Annotated in this window: 14 protein-coding genes; 9 read left to right on the plus strand and 5 right to left on the minus strand. The window is 61.0% G+C overall.

From position 1 onward, the window contains the following. Positions 1-5 precede the first annotated feature (5 nt). Positions 6-725, minus strand: coding sequence for a DUF2076 domain-containing protein (locus C2E15_RS05650; RefSeq protein WP_104956500.1), 720 nt, complete (start codon positions 723-725; stop codon positions 6-8). A 283-nt stretch (positions 726-1,008) separates the two neighbouring features. Here C2E15_RS05650 and aroL point away from each other — a divergent pair, with 283 nt between their 5' ends. From aroL to ppnP, 4 genes are all read left to right on the plus strand, one after another. Beyond that, the gene (aroL, locus tag C2E15_RS05655; RefSeq protein WP_104956501.1) at positions 1,009-1,533 is read left to right on the plus strand and encodes a shikimate kinase AroL; all 525 of its coding nucleotides are present in this window, start codon (positions 1,009-1,011) and stop codon (positions 1,531-1,533) included. 180 nt (positions 1,534-1,713) lie between these two features. Next, entirely contained in the window at positions 1,714-1,905 is a 192-nt protein-coding gene (locus C2E15_RS05660; protein ID WP_104956502.1) for a YaiA family protein, read from the plus strand. Positions 1,906-2,899: 994 nt separating this feature from the next. Then, entirely contained in the window at positions 2,900-3,574 is a 675-nt protein-coding gene (locus tag C2E15_RS05665; protein ID WP_104956503.1) for an AroM family protein, read from the plus strand. Positions 3,575-3,651: 77 nt separating this feature from the next. After that, positions 3,652-3,936 carry a pyrimidine/purine nucleoside phosphorylase gene (gene ppnP / locus C2E15_RS05670; RefSeq protein ID WP_104956504.1) on the plus strand — a complete coding sequence of 95 codons (285 nt, stop codon included), beginning with the start codon at positions 3,652-3,654 and terminating at the stop codon, positions 3,934-3,936. Between the two features lie 46 nt (positions 3,937-3,982). On the opposite strand, the gene rdgC is transcribed toward ppnP, so the two are convergent. Continuing rightward, entirely contained in the window at positions 3,983-4,894 is a 912-nt protein-coding gene (rdgC, locus tag C2E15_RS05675) for a recombination-associated protein RdgC (protein ID WP_104956505.1), read from the minus strand. 146 nt (positions 4,895-5,040) lie between these two features. Between rdgC and mak the strand changes: the two genes are divergently transcribed. Beyond that, a complete protein-coding gene (mak, locus tag C2E15_RS05680; protein ID WP_104956506.1) occupies positions 5,041-5,958 on the plus strand; it encodes a fructokinase in 918 nt (305 codons plus the stop codon). Here the strand turns inward: mak and C2E15_RS05685 are convergent. From C2E15_RS05685 to sbcD, 3 genes are all read right to left on the minus strand, one after another. Then, positions 5,955-6,338 carry a cell envelope integrity TolA C-terminal domain-containing protein gene (locus C2E15_RS05685; protein WP_104956507.1) on the minus strand — a complete coding sequence of 128 codons (384 nt, stop codon included), beginning with the start codon at positions 6,336-6,338 and terminating at the stop codon, positions 5,955-5,957. The two genes, mak and C2E15_RS05685, sit on opposite strands and share 4 nt — an antisense overlap. A 70-nt stretch (positions 6,339-6,408) precedes the next feature. Further along, a complete protein-coding gene (locus tag C2E15_RS05690) occupies positions 6,409-10,086 on the minus strand; it encodes an AAA family ATPase (protein WP_104956508.1) in 3,678 nt (1,225 codons plus the stop codon). Then, entirely contained in the window at positions 10,083-11,312 is a 1,230-nt protein-coding gene (gene sbcD / locus C2E15_RS05695) for an exonuclease subunit SbcD (RefSeq protein WP_104956509.1), read from the minus strand. The genes C2E15_RS05690 and sbcD overlap by 4 nt, the downstream gene beginning before the upstream one ends. 204 nt (positions 11,313-11,516) lie before the next feature. Here sbcD and phoB point away from each other — a divergent pair, with 204 nt between their 5' ends. From phoB to C2E15_RS05715, 4 genes are all read left to right on the plus strand, one after another. After that, a complete protein-coding gene (phoB, locus tag C2E15_RS05700) occupies positions 11,517-12,206 on the plus strand; it encodes a phosphate response regulator transcription factor PhoB (RefSeq protein WP_104956510.1) in 690 nt (229 codons plus the stop codon). A 14-nt stretch (positions 12,207-12,220) separates the two neighbouring features. Next, positions 12,221-13,540, plus strand: coding sequence for a phosphate regulon sensor histidine kinase PhoR (phoR, locus tag C2E15_RS05705; protein ID WP_104956511.1), 1,320 nt, complete (start codon positions 12,221-12,223; stop codon positions 13,538-13,540). A gap of 12 nt (positions 13,541-13,552) precedes the next feature. Continuing rightward, complete coding sequence (locus C2E15_RS05710; protein WP_104956512.1) at positions 13,553-14,473, plus strand: PstS family phosphate ABC transporter substrate-binding protein; 921 nt, start codon at positions 13,553-13,555, stop codon at positions 14,471-14,473. A gap of 524 nt (positions 14,474-14,997) precedes the next feature. Then, positions 14,998-16,101 (plus strand): cobalamin-independent methionine synthase II family protein, encoded by a 1,104-nt coding sequence (locus tag C2E15_RS05715; RefSeq protein ID WP_104956513.1) that lies wholly within the window; start codon positions 14,998-15,000, stop codon positions 16,099-16,101. The last annotated feature ends 231 nt before the right edge of the window (positions 16,102-16,332 follow it).

Genomic DNA, 16,332 nt, shown 5'->3' on the forward strand with positions numbered 1-16,332 from the left:
AACACTTAGATAAAGCTGTCGTCGTCGCTGAAGTCGTCGTTGCTGAAATCATCGCCGCCGAAACCGGCGTTATCATCCTGTTGCCAGCTGGCATCCTGCAGAAACGCCCGGTCGTCGCCGTTGTTGAAGGTGTCGAGGCTGGTATCCAGCGGCTCCGGATCCGGTAACGCCGGTTCGTTAATAATATTCACAATTTCCTGCGGCTGAGAGTGATGGAACATGCTGGTCAGCATATCTGCCATCACCACGCCGCCCGCTACACCCACAGCAGTCTGCAGTGCGCCGCCGAGAAAGCCGCTGCCGCGCGGCGCGTTGTAGGGCTGTTGCTGCTGGCCGTAAGGCTGCTGCGGGGTGTTATAGGGTTGCTGTCCGTAAGGCTGCTGCTGCGGCGCGCTATTCCACGCCGGTTGCTGCTGCGGTGCCGGCTGACGCTGACCGCCGCCAAACAGGCCGGATAAAAAGCCGCCGCTCTGACGCGGCTGTTGCTGTTGCTGTTGCGCCTGCGCGAGGCGGCTTTCCAGCTCGTTGACCTGCGCATTCAGTTTTTTCATCGCCGCTTCCTGAATCAGGATAGCCTGCGCCATATAGTAAGGTGCGGCAGGCTGCTGGCGCAGCTGCTGCTCAATCAGGCGCTCTGCGGCGGCGTCGCGCGGCACGGACTGGCTCTCAGCCTGTTTTAGTCGGCTGAACAGACTCTCTATCAGACGTTGTTCTTCGCTCTGCATGGAAAACTCCTTAAACACGCGTTATCTGTTTATTCTGGTCGCTGCGCGGGGAAAGTAAATTAACACTGCGTAAGTAAATATTGCCATCTTTATGCTGTGACGCATGACGGTTAAGTGTAACGCGCGTTTTTCTCTGCTCAGGCACCCCAGGCCGCGCTGCCTTCGCGGCGTAAAAACAACGTTACAGCTGGCTCGCACATTTTTTTGCCGGTATGATGCCCGCCATGCACATTTTGATGAGCCAACTGCGGCGTGACGCAGCGCTGGCGGAGGATAGCCTGTTATGTCGTCACCCATTTTTTTAATCGGCGCGCGCGGCTGCGGTAAAACCACCGTGGGCGAACTGCTGGCGCAGGCGCTGGGCTACGCTTTCCGCGATACCGATCGCCATTTGCAACAGGTCAGCGGTCAAACGGTGGCGGAGATCGTCGCTGCCGAAGGCTGGGAAGGGTTTCGTCAGCGGGAAACGCAGGCGCTGATGTCGGTGAGCGCGCCGGAAACCGTCGTCGCCACCGGTGGCGGCATGGTGCTGGCGGAGATTAATCGCCGCTTTATGCAGGAGCGCGGCAGAGCAATCTGGCTGCAGGCCAGCGCCAGCGTGCTGGCTTCGCGGCTCTCCGCTTATCCGGAAAGCGCACAGCGGCCCACCCTGACTGGCCGGCCGATTACCGAAGAGATGTCGGAAGTGCTGCGCCAGCGCGAAGAGCATTATCAGCAAACGGCGCACCATATCATCGATGCGATGCAACCTCCTGAACAGGTTGTGGCGCAAATTCTGGATGCGCTTTCGCTGGCGCGCGCCAGCTAAGCCCCGGCGGGCGCCCGCCCGCCGATCGGGAATATCTGTTTTTGTTACCTTTCTTTTCCGAACCGCCGGCGCGCTCGCCGTATTGTCTATACTTACCTGACGAACGCTGACTGGCGAACGTTCTCCGCCGCAGGCGAAGAGAGTAACGGATACCACTTTCAACAAAAGAGGGAAGAGACTATGCCGAGCAGACCACCCTATCCACGTGAAGCGCGCGTCGTTCAGGTTGATAAAGGCGCAGCGGGCGAGAGCGTAACGCGTTATGAGTTGCGCGCCGATCACCCTAAACCGAACTCGCTGATCAGCGAGCATGAAAGCGAGCAGGAAGCGCTGGATGCGAAAGAGCGCTACGAAAGCCGCGACAAAGATTAACCCCCCGGCGGGCATGGACGCCTGTTAATGGTCTTGCAGAGAGAATCACTTTAGCGTAGGCGCTTATCCGCCTAAAAGAGTGGATCCTGCGGTCAATATTGTTATTACGTTATTCCTTTCTCTCTTCGCTGTTATTTACCCCGTCCGCCAGTCCGAAAAAATAAAGGCTTTCCTTTACATATTAGCGAGATATCTCTGAAAACCGCAATTCAGGCTTGACCTGTCCCGCCGCGCGTTTTATTTTTCTGTCCACTGTCTGATTCCCTTGCTGACATTATGACCCGTTTTTCGCGCAATAATTAGCGATGCGGCAGGGCGATGCTTAACGCGATAACCTCTTATTAAAGGCATGGCTTTTGTAGGCAATTCCTTACAAGAAGGCTATCGCCGAAAATAACCCGTTTAGCTATATATAATCGTCAGTTTCAACGATGGCCTTTATCTCAAGGCTGTGCCAGGATGATATTGTCCCGGTAAGGAAGATTACCGTCGAATAATCGCCGTTCAGTTGATTAATGGCCTGAAAAAAGTGCCGCTGCGCCGTTAGCCGCGCGCCGCCGCAGGTTAAAGGGTGTTCAGTATGACGGGCGTGAGCGATATGCGGCGGGCGGCAGCGCTATTATCTGCGCCGCAAAAGTAGCCGTTAATTTATGCCAGTACGAAAGCGTAGCCGCGATAAAGTCTATATCAGCACCTTTGCGCTTCCGGCAATAACTTTATCAGACAGTACCTGGGTAATAAGGGAGTTATTTAGCGGAATCGGCGTTTGTATCGTCAGGCAAACGATAAAGTCCCATTAAAAAGCTTTTCCGCTGAATAAAATGATGACGTTTTATAAACGCATTAACAAACAGGAAAACGGCAGCGGTTCAGGGAATAACCTGGCCATACACCTTTTCCGCCGGGGGAGATCGACGCATGGCGCGAATCGATTTCCGCGCCGCCTGCGGTGAGCGGATAACCCCGGCTATTTACATGGTTCGAAGAATAAATAATGAAACAGAAACTGGTCATCGTAACCATCGCGTACTCTCCGCGCGGCGATATCACACCGCTGCTGCTTGAACATTTGCCGGAGGAGCAAATATTGCGCGTCAGCCTGCTGGAGGGGCTGGCGGCGGCGGAAATCGAGGAGCAATACGCGCCTGGGGAGAACGAACCCACGCTGGTGACGCACCTGCCGGATGGCGCGCCGCTGACACTCTCCGCCGGCAAGGTGGAGCAAGGGCTGCAGCAGCTGATCTGGCGGCTGGAAGAGCAGGGCGCCGAAACCATCCTGCTGCTGGGCTACGCCGGCGATCATCTTCGGGCGCACGGCGCCGTGCTGCTCGAGCCGGATCGCATCGTGCCGCCGCTGGTTAAGGCGATCGTCGACGGCTATCAGGTGGGGATTATGATCTCGGCGGAAGATCCGCTGCGGCAGCAGGCGTTTAAATGGCGCAACCTGAGCCGCCCGGCGCGTTTCGCCGTCGCCAGCCCCGATCATGGGGATGACGAGACGCTGATCGACGCGGCGTTGGCGCTGCAGGAGCAGGGCGCAGACGTGGTGGTGCTGGATAGTCCCGGCTACCATCAGCGCCATCGCGATTTTCTGCAGCAGCTGTTGGGCATCCCGGTGCTGCTTTCCCATCTGCTGCTGGCGAAGATGGCGGCGGAGCTGCTGGTATAAGCGACAATTTGAGATGACAAAGCGCGCGCTTAGCCTCTACACTGCCGATTCATCCATTTTGGTTTCGGGGAAGTTGCATGCTGAATGTAAGCGAGTACTTTGAAGGGAAAGTGAAGTCGATCGGTTTTACCAGCGCCAGCACCGGGCGCGCCAGCGTGGGCGTGATGGTAGAAGGCGAGTACGCCTTCAGTACCGGCCAGCCGGAAGAGATGACAGTGATCAGCGGCGCCTTAAATGTGCTGCTGCCCGGCGAAACCGAATGGAAAATCTATGAGGCGGGCGGCGTATTTCACGTGCCCGGCCACTGTGAGTTTCATCTGCAGGTTGCAGAGCCGACGTCCTATCTGTGCCGCTATCTTTAAGCGGCACGGCCATGCTGCGTGCGCCGCCAGCGGCGCACTTACCGTTTTAGCGCTGCGCTTCGCCGCCTAACGCTTCCGTCAGATTGTTGACTAACGCCGTCAGTTCGCTGGTCATCAGAATAAAGTCCGCATCGAAACGCTGAGCGAAATCTTCCCGATCGATATCGTCATTCTGCTCGCGCAGCGTGTCGGCAAACTTCAGGCGCTTCAGCGAACCGTCATCCGCCAGCACCAGCTGAATACGCTCCTGCCAGTCCAGCGCCAGCTTTGTCACCAGCTTGCCCGCTTCGATATGGTTGGCGATCTCGTCGCACACCAGATCCTGTTTTTTGCAGCGGATTACGCCGCCATCTTCCAGAATCGCCTTCAGCTCCGCCTCATCCATCAGCGTGAAGCCCGCCGGCAGATCGCCGGAGCGTACCCATTCGGTCAGGGTCAGCTCGATCGGATTTTCCAGCGTCAAGGGCACCACCGGCAGCGAACCGATACTTTTACGCAGCAGCGCCAGCACATCTTCCGCTTTTTTCGCGCTGGCGCAGTCAACCATGATCAGGTTGTTGACGCTATCGATCCAGAGAAAAGTCTGGCTGAAGCGGCTGAAGGCGCGCGGCAGCAGGCTGTGCAGCACCTCATCCTTCAGCGCGTCTTTTTCGGTCTTTTTCAGCTTGCGCTGCTGTTCCGCTTCCAGCTTCTCGATTTTTGCTTCCAGCGACTGTTTGATCACCGGCGACGGCAGGATCTTCTCTTCTTTACGGGCGCAGATCAGGATCTGTCCGTTATTGACATGAGTCAGCTCTTCGCCGCGCGAGCCCATCGGCGAAACCCAGCCGGTCTTCGCCATATCCTGACTGCCGCACGGGGAAAAGGAAAACGCAGCGAGTTGTTTTTCCAGTTCGTCTGCGGACAGCGGGATGTCACGATTCAGACGATAAATCATCAAATTTTTAAACCACAACATAGGGTTTTCCTTTGCCGGTTGTGCATAAACGCACAGGTCATAAACGGTGCTGCGCATGATAGCGAAACATCGCCGGCGGGTCATTGCCTTTCCTGCCGTCGCCTTCTAATGTGAACAGCATCGGGTTAACGAATAAGGAGAAAGCTGTGCGCATTGGCATTGACTTAGGCGGAACCAAAACGGAAGCGATCGCGCTCTCTGACGCGGGCGAAACGCTGTTCCGGCATCGCGTGCCCACGCCGCGCGACGACTACCCGCAAACGCTGCGGACCATCGTCGAACTGGTGCGGCTGGCCGAAGAGAAAGCCGGCGAGCGGGGCAGCGTCGGGTTGGGCATTCCCGGCACGCTTTCTCCTTATACGCAGCGGGTGAAAAACGCCAACTCGACCTGGCTTAACGGGCAGCCGCTGGATCGCGACCTGGCGCGCCTGCTGGATCGCGAGGTGCGCATCGCCAACGACGCCAACTGTCTGGCGGTGTCGGAAGCGGTGGATGGCGCGGCGGCAGGCAAGGCGCTGGTGTTCGCGGTGATAATCGGCACCGGCTCCGGGGCGGGTATCGCCATTAACGGCGTTTCCCATGCCGGTGGCAACGGCAATGCCGGCGAGTGGGGGCATAATCCGCTGCCGTGGATGGACGCCGATGAGCTGCGCTATCGTGAGGAAGTGCCCTGCTACTGCGGGCAGCAGGGCTGCATCGAAACCTTTGTCTCCGGCACCGGCTTCGCCACCGACTATTTCCGGCTGAGCGGCAAGCGCCTGAGCGGCGAAGAGATCGTTACGCTGTTGGCGCAGCAGGATCCGGTGGCGGAACTCGCCATGCGCCGCTACGAGTTGCGGCTGGCGAAAGCGCTGGCCCAGGTGGTGAACCTGCTCGATCCGGACATGATCGTGCTGGGCGGTGGCATGAGCAACGTGACGCGCCTTTACCAGACGCTGCCGTCGCTGATCACGCCCTGGGTGTTCGGACGCGAGTGCGCAACGCCGGTGGTGAAGGCGCAGCACGGCGACTCCAGCGGCGTACGCGGCGCCGCCTGGCTCTGGCCGCTGAACGGCGTCGCCTAGCCGGCGTCGGGGCTGAAGGCGATGATCGCCTGCTGCGACGCGCCCGGCGGGGGAGGCGGCAGCTGCGGCGTGCTGCCTACCGTCTGCCAGGCCTGCAGGCAGAGCGGCTCATCGCCCTCGGTGCGCAGCACCTGATAGCCACGCCGCGCATCATAATTCAGCGTAATGTCACAGCGTTGGCCGCGATAGCGATCGCCGTGCGAAAAGTTGCGCGTGATGCGCCACTGCAGCTCTTTTATCCAGGCGCACTCCGCATTGGCCGGGGCGTGGGCGCAGCCGGCGGAAAAATTGGGCGCGGCGGCGTCAGGGGCCGGCGGCCGGGCGCTGTGGCAGGCGCTCAGCAGCAGCGCGAACAGCGGAACGAGGCGTAAAGCGGACATCATCTTTCCTTGCGGGCTGAGGAGTTTCGTCGCGCACGGTAACATGCGCGGCGCGACGAAAACAGGCGCATCAGACTGAAAATAGCCGGTCCAGCCGGCTGTAGCCGAGGCCGTTAACCTTCCTGACTTTGATCTGCACCGGAATACGCTCTTTCATCGCCTCGACGTGGCTGATCACCCCAATGGTTTTGCCGCTGGCGTTAAGCGCATCCAGCGCGTCGAGCGCGGTATCAAGCGTATCCGCATCCAGCGTGCCGAAGCCCTCATCGAGAAACAGCGATTCGATGCGGGTTTTATGGCTGACCAGGTCGGAGAGCGCCAGCGCCAGCGCAAGGCTGACCAGAAAACTTTCGCCGCCCGACAGGGTGCGGGTATCGCGCTGCGCGTCGGCCTGCCAGGTGTCCATGACCTGCAACTCCAGCGTATCGGCCGATTTCCGCTGCAGCAGATAGCGCCCGTGCAGACGGTTTAGCTGCTGGTTCGCCAGCCAGACCAGGTGATCGAGCGTCAGCCCCTGGGCGAAGCGGCGGAATTTATCGCCGCTGCTGGAGCCGATCAGCTGATTGAGGTAGCCCCAGTCTTCGGTCTGCTGGGCATTCTCTTCAATGCGCTGCAGCAGCGTCTGTTGCTGCTGGCGCTGCGCGTCGTCGCTCTCCAGCTGCTGGCGCAGCTGCCCCTGCTGGCGAACCAGATCGCGCAGCTGTTGCTGCTGCGTCTCCAGCTGCGCTTCCAGCTCCGGTAGCGCGGCGTGGAGATCGGCCGGGCGGCCGGCAAGGTGCTGCGCCAGACGCGTCTGCGCCTGCTGTGCCACCGCGTTAGCCTGCTGGCGACGCGCCTCCCGCTGCTGACAGCGGGTGCGCAGCTGCATGGCCTGCTGCTCATCCAGCAGCGCGGTGCGAAATGCCTCTTCATCACTGAAATCGCTCTGCTTCAGCGCGGCGATAAACTGCGCGCAGCAGGTTTCATAGCGTTTCAGCGCCGCCTCCTGCTGTTGCGCCAGCGAATTATGCTGTCCGGTCAGGTTATTGACCCGATCCTGCGCCTGTTGCCGACGCTGCTGCTGCTCGCGCAACAGCGTGTCGGCCTCTGCCAGCCGCTGTTGCCACTGCTGGCGTACTTCTGCCACCGCGCTATTGCCGAGCAGCTGATGACGCTGTTGACGCAGCTCGCCGAGCTGCTGCTGCTGCGCCTGCGCCAGCTGTTCCGCCCGCTCGCGCTGCTGCGCCAGCTGGGTCAGCTCTTCTTCAATGCCGCGCAGCGCGATATCGCAGGCAGCAAGGCGCGCGGCGATATCCGCCAGCAGCTGGTCGCTTTTCTGCCAGCGCCGCCACGTCTCCTGGCGCGCGTCGAGCCACGCCTGCTGCCCCTGCGGATCCGGCAGCGTCAGCTGATGCTGCGCCAGCTCCTGCGTCAGCGCCTCGCTCAGCTGCTCCAGCTGCTGGCTCAGCTGCTGCCGCTGCTGTTCCGTCTCCTGGCGCTGCTGTTGCAGATAGCCCAACTGCTGCTCCGCCAGCTGCCGCGCCTGATGCTGCTGCTGCCAGCGCTGCTGGCTGGCGGTCAGCGCCTCTTTTGCCTGCTGGTAAAGGCGCGCGGCGCTTTCGCGCTGCTGTAGCTGCGCCTGAAGCTGGCTTTCCCGCTGCTCCTGCTGCTCAATCCAGAGGGCGGGCCCGCTCTCCTCTTGCGGCGCCGGCGTTATTCCGGCGGCGGCCAGCAGCGTCTGCCACTCATCCTGCTGGCGCGTCAGATCGGCGTTCAGCGCCTGCTGCTGCTGCTGAAGCCGCTGCTGCTGGCTCTGTAGCGCCTTCAGCTGTTCGCCACAGGTCACGCCTTCGATGCGCAGCTGCTCTTCCTGTTGGCGTACGCTCTCCAGCCGCTGCTGGTTTTCGTTCAGCGTCAGGGTTTGGTAGTGCGCTACCGCCGGATGCTCAGTAGCGCCGCACAGCGGACAGGGCTCGCCGGCGACCAGGCGCGCGCGCTCCTGCTCCAGGCTGACGATGCGCTGCTCCAGCTCCAGACGCGCCTGCAGATCGACGCGGTGCTGATGCTTCTCTTTCCATGCCTGGCGTCGCTGCTCCAGCTGCTGCGTCTGCTGCAGGATCTGTTCCTCCAGCGCCAGCAGCTCCTGCTGCTGTTGCGCATGGCGTTGGCTGAGCGGACGCAGGGTTGAGAAGCAGACCGCCAGCTTTTGCCGCAGCGGCCGCTGCTGCTGTAGCTGCTCCAGTTGACGGCGTAGCGCGCTTTCCGGCTGCTGCTGCTCTAATGCAGTAAGTGCTTGCTCAGCGCGCACGGCGTGCTGGCGTGCGCGCGCCTGTTCGCTTTCCAGCGGTGCGGATTCCGCAGTGAGGCGCGACAGCAGCTGCTGCTGTTCATCCTGCAGCTGTTGCTGCTGCCGCTGTTTTTCCTGCATCGCCGCCAGGTTTTGCCGCAGCTGTTGCTGCTGCTGAAAACGCTCGCGCCAGCCGCCCAGCCGCTCGCCCCAGTGCGCCACGCCCGCGTGATCGTGGCGCCACTGCTGCTCCTGCTGCTGCCGGGCAAGCAGCGTTTGCCGTTCGTCGCTGAGCTGCCCCCGACGCTGTTCGCGCTGCTGCTGCGTATGCTGGCTATCCGCCAGAGCCTGCTGCTGCTGCGTCAACTGCAGCTGCAGACTTGCGATCTGATGGTCGAGCGGGATCACCTGCTCATTGATGGCGGTCTCCTGCTGGCGCCACTCATCGTTTAGCTGTTGATTCTCCAGAGCCGCTTTTTCCTGCGCCTGTTGCAACGTAAGTAATTGCTCACTTTCGTGCTGAAGCGCGGCGGTCAGCTGCTGCGTTTGCTGCGCCAGCTGGCGCAGATCCTGTTGCAGCTGGTTGCGCTGCTGCCAGAGCGGGCGCAGCTTTTCCGCCGGCTCCGCCCGTGCCAGCTGCTGACGCGCCGGTTCCGCCTGCTGCCAGTCGCTTTCCGCCTGGCGTTGATCTTCGGCGGCCTGTTCCGTTTCCTGGGTGAGCCGCTGCTGCTGACTGAGCCACTGCTGCTGCTGTTGAGTAAGCGCTAACTGTTTTTGTAGTTCCTGCTCCTGCTGCGCCAGCGCGTTCAGGGCCTGATCCAGCTCCTGACGCGCCGCCGGTTCCAGCAGCGCCATGCCCGCTGCCCGCGCCCGCAACTGCTCCAGTTCGATGCGCGCCTGCTTATGCTGTTCATAGATGCGCGCGGAAAGCTGGCCGTAGATCTCGGTGCCGGTCAGCTCCTCCAGCAGCTCGGCGCGATCGTTGGCGTCGGCATTAAGAAAAGCGGCGAACTGCCCCTGCGACAACATCATCGATTTGGTGAAGCGGGCGAAATCGAGGCCGGTGAGCTGGGCGATCATCTCCAGCTTATCTTTTACCTTGTCAGCGACGATGACGTTGTCCGCGCAGCGCGCCAGCTCAACGCGCGGCGCCTGCAGGTTGCCGTCCACCGCGCCGCGCGCCCGGTTCTGGCTCCAGAAGGCGCGCCAGGCTTCGCCTTTGACCTCGAACTCCACCTCGGCCAGGCATTCGGCGGTGTCACGGCTGATCAGCTCGTTCTGGTTTTGCGAGATTTTGCCCAGCCGCGAAGTTTCGTGATAGAGCGCCAGGCAGATGGCGTCAAGCAGGGTGGTTTTGCCGGCGCCGGTAGGGCCGGTAATGGCGAACAGGCCGCTGCTGGCGAAAGGTTCGCGGGTAAAGTCGATTTTCCATTCGCCTTTCAGCGAGTTGATGTTTTTAAAGCGCAGGGAGAGAATTTTCATGACGGGTTCTCCTCGCCCTGATGCAGCGCTTCCAGCGTGCCGCTGAACAGCTGGCGTACGCGCTGCAGTCGCGCCTCGTCGCTCTCTTCTTCCTGCTCCAGCCGCCGCTCAAACACCTCTTCGACTTTCAGCTCGCTCAGCGTTTCGTTTTGCAGGCGCGCCAGCGCGCGCTCGCGCAGTTCGCGGCTGCGGCGCATCAGCAGCACCTCGACCGGCAGCCCCTCGGTCAGCGTCTGTATATGCTGCTGCATATTGTGCAAATACTCCTGGGTGGTGATTTCAATATCGAGCCAGACCGGCCTGGCAGGATCGGCCCCGGCGAACGGCTTCAGCTGCGCCTCAATCTCCGCCAGCGTTCCTTTCAGGGTCTGCATCGGCTGGAAGCAGGGCACCGGCAGCGGCTCGACGCGCTCCAGCGCGCCCTCCCTGAAGCTCACCAGAAACACGCTTTTCGTGCTGCCCAGCTCATCGAAGCTCAGCGGCAGCGGCGAGCCGCTGTAGCGGATATGTTCGCTGTTGGCGATGCGCTGCGCGCGGTGGATGTGGCCCAGCGCGATATAGTCGGCAGGCGGAAACGCCTGTGCCGGAAAGGCGTCAAGCGTGCCGATATAGATATCGCGCACCGCTTCGCTTTTGCTGACCCCAACGGTGGTGAGATGGCCGGTAGCGATCACCGGCAGCGGCGTCGTTGCCTGTTGACTCAGCCTGCGCGCATGCTGATAGCTGCGCTGATAGTGTTGCGTAATGGCGCTCAGCAGCGTCAGCTGCTTCTGCTCGCCGGACTGGCCCGCCTGGCTGCGCATAATATCGCGCGGCCGCAGGTAGGGGATGGCGCAGAGTATGGCGCCCGGTTCGCCCTGGCGCGTTTTCAGCGTAAGCACCTGCTCTTCGGGATTGTCGCTGGCGGCGGCGATCACCTGCGTATTCAGGCAGGCGAGCAGCGCGCGCGATTCATTAAGCGTGGCGACAGAATCGTGGTTGCCGCCCAGCACGATCAGCTGGCAGCCGGTGCGATGCAGATCCACCACAAAGCGGTTGTAGAGTTCGCGCGCATAGCTGGGGGGCGAGCCGGTATCGAAAATATCGCCCGCCACGATCACCGCATCCACCTGATGCGCTTCCACGCGGTCGATCAGCCAGTTAAAAAAGGCCTGATGCTCGGCGGCCCGGCTGCGGGTATAAAAGAACTGGCCGAGATGCCAGTCTGAAGTATGGATAATGCGCATAGAACTCCCAGCTAAAAGCAGAACGCCGGAGGCGATTATAACCAGCGCGCGGGCGCAGACCAGGAAAAATCCACTGTGAAGGCGTCACAAAAGCGTTACCGAAGCGTCAGGCAGGCCGTGCATTTTTCATAAATCTGTCATAAAACTGACGCATAATGACGCCGCAAATTCCCGTGACAGAGAGTCACATTCGCAGGAGCAATAATGGCTAAGCGCATTCTGGTTGTCGAAGATGAAGCCCCCATCAGGGAAATGTTATGTTTCGTGCTGGAGCAGAACGATTATCAGCCGATAGAGGCGGATGATTACGACAGCGCCGTCAACCTGCTTATCGAACCCTGGCCCGATCTGATCCTGCTTGACTGGATGCTGCCCGGCGGCAGCGGCATTCAGTTTATTAAACACCTCAAGCGCGAAGCGATGACGCGCGATATCCCGGTAATGATGCTGACGGCACGCGGCGAAGAAGAAGATCGCGTGCGCGGCCTCGAAGTGGGCGCCGACGACTACATCACCAAACCTTTCTCGCCGAAAGAGCTGGTGGCGCGCATCAAAGCGGTGATGCGCCGTATCTCGCCGATGGCGGTGGAAGAGGTGATTGAAATTCAGGGGCTAAGCCTCGACCCTTCTTCGCATCGCGTGATGTCGGAGACCACGCCGCTGGAGATGGGACCGACCGAATATAAGCTGTTGCACTTCTTTATGACCCACCCGGAGCGGGTATACAGCCGCGAACAGCTGCTGAATAACGTCTGGGGCACTAACGTCTACGTGGAAGATCGCACGGTGGATGTGCATATCCGCCGCCTGCGTAAGGCGCTGGAGCTGACCGGGCACGATCGCATGGTGCAAACCGTACGTGGAACGGGGTATCGTTTCTCCGCGCGTTACTGATCGGAGTTTGCCTCGTGCTGGAACGCCTCTCCTGGAAGAGACTTTTACTGGAACTGCTGTTGGTCTGCCTGCCGGCACTGCTGCTCGGCCTGTTGACCGGCTATCTCCCCTGGTTCCTGCTGGGCGCCGTGCTGCTGTTGCTGGGCTGGCATTTCTGGAATCTGCTGCGGCTCTCGCACTGGCTGTGGACCGATCGCACCATGACGCCGCCCACCGGGCAGGCGAGCTGGGAGCCGCTGTTTTACGGTCTCTACCAGATGCAGCTGCGCAACCGACGCCGTCGCCGCGAGCTGGGCAACCTGATCAAACGCTTTCGCAGCGGCGCAGAGTCGCTGCCTGATGCGGTGGTGCTGACCACTGACGAGGGCACCATTTTCTGGTGCAACGGCCTGGCGCAGCAGCACCTGGGGCTGCGCTGGCCGGAGGATAATGGCCAAAATATCCTTAACCTGTTGCGCTATCCGGAGTTCTCGCGCTATCTGCGCCAGCAGGCGTTCGCCCGTCCGCTGACGCTGGTGATGAATAACCAGCTGCATATGGAGTTCCGCGTGATGCCCTACAGCGAAGGACAGTGGCTGCTGGTGGCGCGCGATGTCACCCAGATGCATCAGCTGGAAGGGGCGCGGCGCAACTTCTTCGCTAACGTTAGCCATGAGCTGCGCACGCCGCTGACGGTGCTGCAGGGCTACCTGGAGATGATGAGCGATGCGGTGCTGGAGGGCAAAGCGCGCGAAAAGGCGCTGCAGACCATGCAGGAGCAGACGCGCCGCATGGATGGGCTGGTGAAACAGCTGCTGACGCTGTCGCGTATCGAGGCGGCGCCCGCCATCGATCTGGCGGAGAAAGTTGATGTGCCGATGATGCTGCGGCTGCTGCAGCGCGAGGCGGAGACCCTGAGCGGCGGCCGGCATGCGATCGCCTTTCATACCGATCCGCACCTGAAGGTGTTTGGCAATGAAGAGCAGTTGCGCAGCGCCATTTCCAACCTGGTCTATAACGCGGTTAATCATACCCCGGAAGGTACGCGCATCGATGTTTGCTGGCTGCATAATAAACAGGGGGCGCTGTTCGCCGTGAAGGATAACGGGCCGGGCATCGCCGCCGAGCATCTGCCGCGCCTTACTGAACGCTTTTACCGCGTAGACAAAGCGCGCTCGCGCGCCACCGGCGGCAGCGGGCTGGGGCTGGCGATTGTGAAACATGCCCTGAGCCATCATGGATCGCGCCTCACCGTCACCAGCGAGCCGCACAAAGAGACCTGTTTCAGCTTTATTCTGCCGACAAGGTTGATTGTCGGCCCGCAACTGCCGGACAATGCGGCGCGTAAATCCTGATGGACGCCAGGCATGAAAGTGATCATTACCGCAGCGCTGCTGCTCTTTTCCGGCGCGCTGCAGGCGAAGCCCGCGATACTGGCGGGCAACCTTAGCAGCGTCGGCTCCGATACGCTGGGCAACCTGATGGCGCTATGGGGCGAAAGCTTTAACCGCCAGTATCCAGGTGTCAACGTGCAGGTGCAGGCAGCGGGGTCCTCTACCGCGCCTACCGCGCTGGCGGCGGGCGCCGCGCAGCTGGGTGCCATGAGCCGCCCGATGCAGCCGGCGGAGCGCCAGCTGTTTCAGCAGCGCTACGGCTATCCGCCGCTGGCGGTGCCGGTGGCGCTCGACGCGCTGGTGGTGGTGGTGAATCAGGATAATCCGCTGAGCCAGCTTAACGCGCAGCAGCTGGACGCCATTTTTTCCATTACCCGCCGCTGCGGCGCAGCGCAGGCGCCGCACGTCTGGGGCGATCTGCAGCTGACACAGCCCGGCTGGCGGCAGCGGCCGCTACAGCGACTCGGGCGCAACTCCGCGTCCGGCACCTGGGGCTATTTCAAACAGCAGGCGCTGTGCGGCGGCGATTTCCGCCACGACGTCGGCGAGTACCCCGGTTCGGCGGCGGTGGTACAGGCGGTGGCCTCCAACCTTAACGCCATCGGCTACGCCAGCTTCGGTTTTCATATCAGCGGCGTCAAAATGCTGGCGCTGGCGAAAGCGGGCGAGGCGGTGATGCCCGACGCCGCCACCATCCGCAGCGGCCGCTACCCTTATGCGCGCCCGCTCTATATCTATATCAATAAGCCGCCGGGCAAGGCGCCGGAGCCGCTGACCGCCGCGTTTTTGCGTCAGGCGCTGTCGCCGGAAGGGCAGGCGCTGGTCAGTCAGGCGGGTTATCTGCCGCTCTCTGACCGGCAGCTTGCTGAGGCGCGGGCGCTGCTGCAGCCCTGAGACGGGCGCGCCGTATCGCTGACGCGGCGCGATCGCTTTTTGCGCCCGTGCCGCCCGGGTCGCCTTCGCGCTCGCCGCGCGCTTCACTGGCCTCGCTATCCCGACTATCGCTATCCCAACTACCGCTTTACCTGACCTGAGGATGGCGTTGCGCGCTGGCGCTTTCCGGGGGCGTTGTGCGGTTCGCCTGAATGATGTTTAACAGGGTATTATGCGGTTCGCCTGAATGGCGCAGCCCGCCTGCCACCTGAATGGCACAGCCCGCCTGCCACCTGAAGGGCATTCAGCGTGCCATGATCTGTTTTCAATCTGCCTGCCTCTCCCCCTCCTTTTCGCCCGCTTTTCATGCGCCAACATGAATATTTTTCATCGACCATGAAATTTCCTCCCTTGCCGCCTGACGGCAGTCATGCGAATCTGCTTTCAGACATATAGACATCCAGAAGTCTTAAAAATAAGAATCTGAAACTATTTCACTGGTAAACCAACGGGGCGGCATCGCCTCGTAACAGGAGTTGAACGCCATGCAGAGAACAACCGCCCCTTTCCGCGCCGACGTGGTTGGCAGCTTTTTACGTCCCGCCGCCATCAAGCGCGCCCGTGAGCAGTTTGCCGCCGGCGAGATTGACGCTGCCGCGCTGCGCCGCGTGGAAGATGAAGAGATCCAGCGCGTGGTCGGGCAGCAGCTGGCTGCCGGCCTGCAGGTGGTGACCGACGGCGAATTCCGTCGCGCCTGGTGGCACTTCGATTTCTTCGACGGCCTGCAGGGCGTCGAGCGCTATGAGGCGGAGCAGGGCATTCAGTTCAACGGTATTCAGACCAAAGCGCGCGGCGTGCGCGTCACCGGCAAGCTCGGCTTCGGCGACCATCCGATGCTGGAGGATTTCCGCTACCTGAACAGCATCAGCGGCGACGCGGTGGCGAAGATGACCATTCCCAGCCCCAGCGTGCTGCATTTCCGCGGCGGCCGTAAGATGATCGATGCCGATGTCTATCCCGATCTGGCGGACTATTTCGACGACCTGGCGCAAACTTACCGCGACGCCATCCGGGCGTTTTACGATGCCGGCTGCCGCTATCTGCAGCTGGATGACACTGTCTGGGCTTATCTCTGCTCAGAAGATCAGAAACGGCAGATCCGCGAGCGCGGCGATAACCCCGACGAGCTGGCGCAGACCTATGCGCGCGTGCTGAACAAAGCGCTGGAGGGCAAGCCGGCCGACCTGACCGTCGGGCTGCATGTTTGCCGCGGCAACTTCCGCTCGACCTGGATTTCCGAAGGCGGCTATGAGCCGGTGGCGGAGATTTTATTCGGCGGCGTTAATATCGATGCCTTCTTCCTTGAGTATGACAACGAGCGCTCTGGCGGTTTCGAACCGCTGCGCTATATCAAGCCGGGCCACCAGCAGGTGGTGCTGGGCCTGATCACCACCAAAGAGGGCGCGCTGGAAGATCCGCAGAGCGTTCAGGCGCGTATCGCCGAAGCGGCGCAGTATGTTGATATCAGTCAGATCTGCCTCAGCCCGCAGTGCGGCTTCGCCTCGACGGAAGAGGGCAACAACCTGAGCGAGGCGCAGCAGTGGGAAAAACTGCGTCTGGTAGTGGATATCGCGAAAAACGTCTGGTAACTGGCGTAAATATGTGCAGACAGGCGCGTGAAAACGCGCCTTTTGTGCATGCAGCCAGAATTAAATGAAGAAAATAACGCCGGGCTGGCGAAAAAAAAGTCACATCATGTAAGGTGCTTCAGGAATAGTTTGAAGCGATTCTCTGGTCTGCGCGCTATATGCGTTATATCGTCCTGCTTTTCCGATCCCGTATTGCCTTTCTTCGCTATAAACGTTTTACTTATGCCCCTT

It is taken from the genome of Mixta gaviniae (assembly GCF_002953195.1).
Classification (GTDB): Bacteria; Pseudomonadota; Gammaproteobacteria; order Enterobacterales; family Enterobacteriaceae; genus Mixta; species Mixta gaviniae.

What these genes read in the sequence shown, in the direction of transcription:
- C2E15_RS05650 (WP_104956500.1), bottom strand. Translation starts at nt 725, where the DNA reads ATGCAGAGCGAAGAACAACGTCTGATAGAGAGTCTGTTCAGCCGACTA.
- aroL (WP_104956501.1), top strand. Translation starts at nt 1,009, where the DNA reads ATGTCGTCACCCATTTTTTTAATCGGCGCGCGCGGCTGCGGTAAAACC.
- C2E15_RS05660 (WP_104956502.1), top strand. Translation starts at nt 1,714, where the DNA reads ATGCCGAGCAGACCACCCTATCCACGTGAAGCGCGCGTCGTTCAGGTT.
- C2E15_RS05665 (WP_104956503.1), top strand. Translation starts at nt 2,900, where the DNA reads ATGAAACAGAAACTGGTCATCGTAACCATCGCGTACTCTCCGCGCGGC.
- ppnP (WP_104956504.1), top strand. Translation starts at nt 3,652, where the DNA reads ATGCTGAATGTAAGCGAGTACTTTGAAGGGAAAGTGAAGTCGATCGGT.
- rdgC (WP_104956505.1), bottom strand. Translation starts at nt 4,894, where the DNA reads ATGTTGTGGTTTAAAAATTTGATGATTTATCGTCTGAATCGTGACATC.
- C2E15_RS05685 (WP_104956507.1), bottom strand. Translation starts at nt 6,338, where the DNA reads ATGTCCGCTTTACGCCTCGTTCCGCTGTTCGCGCTGCTGCTGAGCGCC.
- C2E15_RS05690 (WP_104956508.1), bottom strand. Translation starts at nt 10,086, where the DNA reads ATGAAAATTCTCTCCCTGCGCTTTAAAAACATCAACTCGCTGAAAGGC.
- sbcD (WP_104956509.1), bottom strand. Translation starts at nt 11,312, where the DNA reads ATGCGCATTATCCATACTTCAGACTGGCATCTCGGCCAGTTCTTTTAT.
- phoB (WP_104956510.1), top strand. Translation starts at nt 11,517, where the DNA reads ATGGCTAAGCGCATTCTGGTTGTCGAAGATGAAGCCCCCATCAGGGAA.
- C2E15_RS05710 (WP_104956512.1), top strand. Translation starts at nt 13,553, where the DNA reads ATGAAAGTGATCATTACCGCAGCGCTGCTGCTCTTTTCCGGCGCGCTG.
- C2E15_RS05715 (WP_104956513.1), top strand. Translation starts at nt 14,998, where the DNA reads ATGCAGAGAACAACCGCCCCTTTCCGCGCCGACGTGGTTGGCAGCTTT.